General features: G+C 71.7%; 6 protein-coding genes. 4 read left to right on the top strand and 2 right to left on the bottom strand.

All coding sequences use genetic code 11. From position 1 onward, the window contains the following. Positions 1 to 124 precede the first annotated feature (124 nt). From gspM to AX692_RS15635, 4 genes are read left to right on the top strand one after another with little or no spacing between them, the layout of a single operon-like run. Positions 125 to 676: a type II secretion system protein GspM gene (gspM, locus tag AX692_RS15650; RefSeq protein WP_073975314.1), complete on the top strand. Its 552-nt coding sequence runs from the start codon at positions 125 to 127 to the stop codon at positions 674 to 676. Continuing rightward, entirely contained in the window at positions 648 to 1196 is a 549-nt protein-coding gene (locus AX692_RS15645; RefSeq protein ID WP_073975313.1) for a hypothetical protein, read from the top strand. The genes gspM and AX692_RS15645 overlap by 29 nt, the downstream gene beginning before the upstream one ends. After that, a complete protein-coding gene (gene gspD, locus AX692_RS15640; protein WP_073975312.1) occupies positions 1193 to 3307 on the top strand; it encodes a type II secretion system secretin GspD in 2115 nt (704 codons plus the stop codon). Before AX692_RS15645 ends, gspD begins: the two co-directional genes overlap by 4 nt. Positions 3308 to 3357: 50 nt before the next feature. Further along, on the top strand, positions 3358 to 4170 hold the full coding sequence (locus tag AX692_RS15635) for a general secretion pathway protein GspK (protein WP_073975311.1): 813 nt from the start codon (positions 3358 to 3360) through the stop codon (positions 4168 to 4170). Positions 4171 to 4176: 6 nt separating this feature from the next. Here AX692_RS15635 and AX692_RS15630 read toward each other — a convergent pair whose 3' ends face one another. Both AX692_RS15630 and AX692_RS15625 read right to left on the bottom strand, forming a co-directional pair. After that, on the bottom strand, positions 4177 to 4839 hold the full coding sequence (locus AX692_RS15630) for a cell wall hydrolase (protein WP_073975310.1): 663 nt from the start codon (positions 4837 to 4839) through the stop codon (positions 4177 to 4179). Positions 4840 to 4911: 72 nt separating this feature from the next. Then, on the bottom strand, positions 4912 to 5408 hold a 497-nt coding region (locus AX692_RS15625; RefSeq protein WP_196491813.1), incomplete at its 5' end, for a prepilin peptidase.

Genomic DNA, 5408 nt, shown 5'->3' with positions numbered 1-5408 from the left:
CGCACTCCGCTAATTTACGCCGCGACCTGTGCCAAATGTTCTGACGACGGACAGGCGGGGGCGGACAGCCTTTCGATGTGAGCGCAACGCTGGCGGGCGCGCCTGCACGAGAGGAGGCCAGCCGATGACCGGTCTGTCCGACCGCGAGCGGCGGCTGATCGCCGTCCTGATCCTTGTCGCAATGATCGCGATTGCGTGGCTGGCGGTGCTCTCCCCGATCCTCGCCGGGTTCGAGGCGCGCGCGGCGGAGCGCGAGCGGCTCGCGCTGGTGCAGGCGAGCAACCAGCGGCTGATCGACAACGTCGTCCGCCTGCGCCGCCAGGCCGAGGCGCAGAAGGCGGACGCTGCGCGCTTCCACATCATCGCCCCCACGCCCGCGGCCGCTTCGGAGCAGCTCAAGGACCGCATCGCGGCGCTGATCGGTGCGGGCGGGGGCGAAGTGCGCGCGCTCGCGGATGTCGAGGCGGGCGAGGGCCGGATCGAGCTGCGCATCGAGGCGCGGCTGCCCGAGGGGCAGCTCGCCGGGCTGCTCGAACGGCTCCAGAATGCCGAGCCGCTGATGATCGTCACCGCGCTCACCATAGCCGCGCCCGGGGCCGACCCCGCCGCGCAAGCCTCGCAATCCCGCAACCTGGATGTCCGCATCGATGTCGCCGCTTCGCATTCCCCGGCCTGAGCGCGCCGAAGGCACGGTGCTGGCGGCGCTGCTGGCGCTGCTGCTGGCGCTGATGCTGGCGGCGCAGTTCGTGCTGCCCGCAGAGCGCCCCGATCCGCCTGCGGTGCCGCCCGCAGGGAGCGGCGCGGCCAGCGTCGCCATTGCCGCGGTGAGCGCCGATCCGGCACTCGCCGCGCGCGCGCTGTTTCGGCCGACCCGGCTTGCCGCGAGCAGCGCCGAGGGCGCGCCCAGCGGGCCGCTGGGCGGCGCGAGCGCGGCCGGGATTGTCCGGGTGCGCGGCGCTCCGCGGCTGATCCTCCAGACCCCCGACGGCAAGAGTGTGACCTTGCGCCCCGGCCAGTCCTGGCAGGGCTGGCGGCTGGTCGGCATCGGCACCGATAGCGTGCGCTTCGCCCGCGGAGGGGAAAGCGTCACGCTCGGCCTCGGCGCGCAACTCGGCAGCAATTCCTATCCCGGCTATGCGCCGCCCGGATCCTATGATCCGCGCGCGTACAGGCCCAATCAGGCAGACGAACAATGATGCGCGACTATTCCCTGCACGCCCGCGCGAGGGCCGGCTTCGCCGTGATCCTGCTCGCCGCCACGTCGTCTGGCTCCGGCGCGGCGCAGACCGTCCCCGACGACCCCGCGCGCGCGGCCCAGACTGTCGATACCACCGTCGTCGAGGGGGAGCAGCGCCCGCCGGTCGATCCCGCCCCGCCGCCGGTGCGGGTGCGCGGCGGGGACATTGCGCTCGATTTCCCCGAAGCCGACGTGCGCGTGGTGGCCGAGGCGGTGCTCGGCGACCTGCTCGGCATGAACTACACCATCGCCCCCGATGTTTCCGGCCCCGTCACCGTCGTGACGGCGCGGCCGATCTCGCGCGCCTCGCTGATCCCCTTCCTCGAGGACAGCTTCGCGATCGGGGGCTTCGCGCTGGTGCTGGAGGGCGGCTCGGCGCGGATCGAGCGGATAGGCCAGGCCGCAGGTGGCGGTATTGCCCGGCCCGGAGCCCCCGGCTTCGGCACCGAGCTGGTCGAGCTGCAATTCGTCAACGCCGAACAGATGCGCGCGCTGATCGCGCCGATCCTGCCCAATGTCGTCTCCGTCTCCGATCCCTCGCGCAACGTGCTGCTGCTGCGCGGTACGTCGGGACAGCGGGCGAGCGCGCGCGACCTGCTCGCCCAGTTCGATGTCAACTGGCTGCGCAACATGAGCTTCGCGCTGATCGTGCCCAAGCGGACCGATGCGCGCGTGATCGTTCCCGAGCTCGAGCGGCTGATCAACGCTCCCGACAGCCCGACCCGCGACCTGGTGCGGATCATCGCGATGGAAAAGCTGAACGGCATCCTCGCGATCAGCCGCCAGCGGCAATATCTCGACGATGTCAGCCGCTGGATCGAGATCCTCGACCGGCAAGGCCAGAACAACGAGCCGCGGCTGTTCGTCTACAAGGTGCAGAATTCGCGCTCGCGCGATCTGGCGCGCACGCTCAACCGGGCCTTCGGGCGCGGCGGCGGGGAGAGCGATGCGGGCGTGGCGCAGCAGCAGGCGGCCTTCGCCGATGCGGGCGCGGTCGACGGTGCGCCGCAGACCGCCCCGCGCGGCGCCTCCGCACAACAGAGCTTCGGCGACGGCTTCAGCTACGGCGCGGTCACCGCTCCGCCGGCGGTCGTCTCGCCCGGTGCGGCGGCGGCGCTGGGCACCACCGGCGAGCGCGAGGACGGCGGCTCGGGGGCTGGCCCCGGCGGCGTGCAGATCACCAGCGACGACACCAACAACGCGATCCTCGTCTACGGCACTCCGCGCCAGTATGCCGTGATCGAGGACGCGCTGCGCAAGCTCGACGTGCCGCCGATGCAGGTGATGATCGAGGCCGCGATCACCGAGGTCAGCCTGACCGACGACTTGCGCTACGGCCTGCAATGGAACTTCGTCGAGGGCAACGAGAACATCGTCCTGACCGATTCCACCACCGGCACCAACCTCGTGCGCGATGTGCCGGGTTTCTCCTTCCTGTTCGGCAATGCGGGCAGCCTCACCGGCGTGCTCAACGCGCTCGAGGGCAAGACCAAGGTCAATGTCGTCTCCGCCCCCAAGCTGATGGTGATCAACAACCAGACCGCCACCCTCCAGGTCGGCGACCAGGTGCCGGTGCTGACCCAGAACTCGACCGCGACGATCGATCCCAACGCCCCGATCATCAACGCGGTCGAATACCGGGACACCGGCGTGATCCTCAAGATCACCCCGCGCGTCAACGGTAGCGGGCTGGTGCTGCTCGACATCTCGCAGGAGGTAAGCGACGTGCTGTCATCGCGCGCGGCGGCATCGGGAATCGATTCGCCGACCATCTCGACCCGCAAGGTCTCGACCACCGTGGCGGTGCAGGATGGCGAGGTGCTGGCGCTGGGCGGCCTGATCCGCAACGTCCAGACGCGCGACAAGACCGGCATTCCGTTCCTGTCGCAGATCCCGATCATCGGGGGGCTGTTCGGCAGGCAGGTCGAGGCGACCGACAAGATCGAACTGGTGATCCTGCTGAAGCCGCGCGTGATCCGCACGGTCGACGATGCGCGCGCGGTCACCGAGGAGCTGCGCCAGAAGATCCGCTCGCTCGAGCCCTTCTCCTCGACCGGACAGATCCCCTGACCGCGCGCCCGCACCCTGACCGGAGCGGGCGGGAGGACGGCTTTGCCCTGGTGGTGGCGGTCGCGAGCCTTGCCGTGCTCGCGCTGCTGGCGCTGACGATGATCGAGGCGACCCGCGGCTCTACCCGCTCGGCGCGAGCGGAACTTGACCGGGCGCGGCTGACCGCGGCGGCGGATGCGGGCGTGGCGCTGGCGGTGCAGGGGCTGGCCCAGCCCTCTGCAGCGCGGCGCTGGCGGCCCGGCGGGCCGCCCCGCACGGTGACTTTCGGCGAGGCGACACTCGAGATCCGGATCGAGGAGGAGCTCGCCAAGGTGCCGCTCAACAGCCTGAACGACCGGCAGGTCGAGACGCTGCTCGCCGAGTTCGGCCTCAAGGGTGCCGAGCTTGAGGAGGCGCGCGACGCCTTCCTCGACTGGCGCGATGGCGATGACGAGGCGCGGCTGCGCGGGGCCGAGGAGGCGGATTACGCCGCGCTGGGAATTCGCCCGCGCAACGGCGCGCTGCGCACCAACCAGGAACTGGCGGCGATCCCCGCGATCGGCCCCGAGCTTGCGCTGCGAATGGACCCCTATGTCAGCGTCTTCACCCCCGTCGGCGGCCGCTTTGCGCAGGGCAATGCCACTCCGCTGGCACGGCGCGTGATGGCCGACCGGGTGTCGGAGGACGGCTTTGCCGGGGTCGCGGTGGCAGAAGGCGGGCTGGGCGAGGCGGAACTCGGCCGGGTGGATGACGGTGTGAGCGGGCGACCGCTCAGGGTGATCGTCACCGCGCGCGGGAGCGGCGGTTCGGCGGCGCGGCGCAATGTCGTGATCGAGCTCACGGGCAACCCGCAGCGCCCCTATGTTGTGCGCGCGCGCGAGTAGCGGGCCCTATTTCGGCGCGAGGCTGAGGCCCCAGGGCGCGAATGCGCCATTGCGGATTGCCGGGTCGGTTTGCGGAGTGGAGGGCACGGCGTCCGCCCGCGCAGGTGCAGCCAGCGCGATCCTCACCGGCGCGCCCTCGCCGCCGGGCCGGGCTCCGGGCGCGCGGTAGAAGATGTGAGTCGCGATCTGGCGCACCCTTGCAAGGCTGGGCGCCCAGTAGGGCGAGACGTAGTCGGCATGGTAATGCGTCGCGCCGCGCACGTGATCGATGCTCTCGCCCGCCAGCACCCGCACCGCGACCGCGCGCGCGGCGGCCATCTGCGCGGGGCTGCGCGGGCGGTGCAGCGAACCGTCGCAGGTGAAGGTGAACTGGCAGCCGCTGCGCCGCTCGGAGCCTTGCCACACGACCCCGCACACGCTTCCCGGATAGGCGGGATGTCGCACGCGGTTGAGGATCACCTGCGCGACCGCCTCCTGCCCGGCGAGCGGTTCCTGCCCGGCCTCGTAGGCGATGGCGAGCGCGAGACATTCCGCGGCTGCTTCGGGCAGCTCCCCGGCGGCAAGGGCGGGAAGATAGCGCGCCAGCCCCGCGTCCTGCGCCGCGACAGGCCCGGGCAGCGCCGCAAGCACGGCGGCGGCGAGGATCAGGCGGGGCACGGGATCGGGCATTGCTTCAAGTATCCCCCCAAGGGCGTCGCCAAGGTGAACCCTCCGCGCAGCGCCGTCAACGCCCGCGCGCGGCTATCCGGGCCCCGCCACAAGAAAGATCGCGAAACCCGCCACCGCCATCAGCGTGCCGAGCGGCAACGCGGTGTCGGCGGCGACGGGCCTGCGTGCGAGCAGCATCACGAGCGCGGCGGCAAGGCCGAGGAGGCTCGCGCCGATCACCGTGCCGATCACCCCCATCGGCCCGACCCACAGGCCGATCGCGCCGAGCAGCGGAGGATCGCCTCCCCCCATGCCTTCGCGCCCGCGCAGCAGCCGGTATCCGCGCGCGACAGCCCACAGCAAGACGAAGCCGAGCGCGCCGCCCGCCGCGGCCGCGGCGAGCGGCGCAAGGCTCGCCTCCTGCCAGCCGCGCCACGCCGCAAGAGCGCCGCCGCTGGCGGCGAGCAGCGCGGTCAGCGGGCGTGGGAGCCACAAGTTGCGGGCATCAATGAGGGCGAGGAGCAGCAATTGCCAACCGAGCAGCATGGCGGGAAGGGCGAGGGCCGGAGGCGCGAACAGCACAGCCGCCC

Origin of the sequence: Erythrobacter donghaensis, assembly GCF_001557325.1 — a bacterium.
Classification (GTDB): Bacteria; Pseudomonadota; Alphaproteobacteria; order Sphingomonadales; family Sphingomonadaceae; genus Erythrobacter; species Erythrobacter donghaensis_B.
The sequence above is the reverse complement of the archived record's forward strand: the minus strand, read 5'-3'. Positions and strand labels throughout refer to the sequence as shown.

What these genes read in the sequence shown, in the direction of transcription:
- gspM (WP_073975314.1), top strand. Translation starts at nt 125, where the DNA reads ATGACCGGTCTGTCCGACCGCGAGCGGCGGCTGATCGCCGTCCTGATC.
- AX692_RS15645 (WP_073975313.1), top strand. Translation starts at nt 648, where the DNA reads ATGTCGCCGCTTCGCATTCCCCGGCCTGAGCGCGCCGAAGGCACGGTG.
- gspD (WP_073975312.1), top strand. Translation starts at nt 1,193, where the DNA reads ATGATGCGCGACTATTCCCTGCACGCCCGCGCGAGGGCCGGCTTCGCC.
- AX692_RS15630 (WP_073975310.1), bottom strand. Translation starts at nt 4,839, where the DNA reads ATGCCCGATCCCGTGCCCCGCCTGATCCTCGCCGCCGCCGTGCTTGCG.